4 protein-coding genes are annotated in these 1,595 nt (G+C 23.0%); all 4 read left to right on the top strand.

The window, feature by feature from the left end:
* Positions 1 to 85, top strand: an 85-nt coding sequence (locus HNP67_RS06750) for a DUF226 domain-containing protein (protein WP_184125800.1), incomplete at its 5' end; no start/stop codon positions are given.
* Entirely contained in the window at positions 61 to 816 is a 756-nt protein-coding gene (locus tag HNP67_RS06755) for a ParA family protein (protein ID WP_184125795.1), read from the top strand. The genes HNP67_RS06750 and HNP67_RS06755, both read left to right, overlap by 25 nt.
* Positions 817 to 867: 51 nt before the next feature.
* Positions 868 to 1,413 carry a chromosome replication/partitioning protein gene (locus HNP67_RS06760; protein WP_184125798.1) on the top strand — a complete coding sequence of 182 codons (546 nt, stop codon included), beginning with the start codon at positions 868 to 870 and terminating at the stop codon, positions 1,411 to 1,413.
* 12 nt (positions 1,414 to 1,425) lie between these two features.
* The coding region (gene bdr / locus HNP67_RS07050; protein WP_236845756.1) for a Bdr family repetitive protein at positions 1,426 to 1,595 on the top strand (170 nt) is incomplete at its 3' end.

Below are 1,595 nucleotides of genomic sequence, written 5' to 3' on the forward strand. Positions count from 1 at the left end.
AGAACAACAAGTATATAAATTTTATGGGAAAAAATACCCAGAACAAGGACCGTTAATAAAATGGATAATAAAAAACCTAAAATAATAACAATTGCATCAATCAAGGGCGGTGTTGGCAAAAGCATGTTGTCAATTATATTTTCATATATTTTAAGCGAAATGAATAATAAAGTGTTAATTGTAGATTTAGACCCTCAAAATAGTTTAACAAGTTATTTTTTACAATATATCAGAAATATTGAATTGAATAATATTTATTATCTCTTAAAAAGAGATCAAAACATAGCTTTTAATGAATATATAAATTCAATAAATAATAATATGTATATTATTCCAGCCCATCCAATTTTGTGTAAATTTGAAAAAGGAGATATTCCTTATAAAGAACTTATGTTAGAATATTTATTTGATAAAAATTTACATTATTATAATTTTGATTATGTAATAATTGATACTCCTCCTAGTTTAAGTTCTTTATTGTTTAATGCACTAAACATTACACATAAAGTTATAATACCTATTCAAGCAGAAAGGTGGTCTGTAGAGTCTCTACCAATATTAATGAATGAAATAAAAGAAGTTGAAATAATAAGAAAGAAAAATATTGATGTGTTGATAATAGAGAATCAATTTATAAAAAATAGAAATACATATAAAGATATTGAAAGTATTTTACAGTCAGAATACAAAGATCTTATTAAAGGAAGAGTTCATTTTTATAATTCAATTAAGGTTTTTATAAATGAATTAAAAGAGCCCAATAATAAAGAAATTTATTATCAAGAAATAAAAAAAATATTAAACAATATACTTTAAAAAGTCTTTCGGCGGACTTTTTAAAATAAAACAAAAACTTAGGAGGAGTAAGTGTCAAGGCTAAAAGAAAAAAAAATATTATTAAATAATAGAATTGAGGATGTTCAAAAATTTGAAAATGAGGAGCTTGAATATAAAAGTTATAAGGATCAACTTCGTAGAATTACGGTTGATGATATTGAGAATAAAATTAAAACAATGAAAATCTTATATAAAATAAGAGAAAAAAAGCTTTATTTGATTGATGGTTACAAAAAATTTGAAGACTTTTTGTCAGAATTTATAATATCTAGAAGTCAAGCTTTTTTATACCTTAAAATTTATAGAAGGGTATTAGAGGGGAGTGTATCAATAAATGATATTAAAGAAAAAGGATTAAAAGGTGTGTATAGGAATATATTGAATATAGAAATTAAAGAGGACAAATCAAAACAAAATCCAATAAAGCCACTAAGATTTCAACTCAAGAGTCAAGAAAGTTACGATTTTTATAAAAGTAATGCTAAATTCACTGGGTATCTTTTGGATAAATTATTTAATAATGAAAAAGAAATAATTAAAAAAATTATGAAAGAATATAAACAATTAAAAGGATAATATGGAGATTTTATGAATAGTTTGACCTACAGAACACATAACATAGAAAGTATAAAAAATGAATTTTTAAACATAGGGTTTAGTGAAGAGGCAATAGATTTTGTTTTTCTTCATAATGACAATTACAACTACGAGGTTTTAAAAGAAAAATTGATTAATGTAGAGAAGAATTTGCAAAAAGA

Origin of the sequence: Borreliella californiensis (assembly GCF_014205885.1) — a bacterium.
Lineage (GTDB): Bacteria > Spirochaetota > Spirochaetia > Borreliales > Borreliaceae > Borreliella > Borreliella californiensis.

Excerpts from the sequence above, each read along its gene's own strand:
- HNP67_RS06755 (WP_184125795.1), top strand. The coding sequence starts at position 61 with ATGGATAATAAAAAACCTAAAATAATAACAATTGCATCAATCAAGGGC.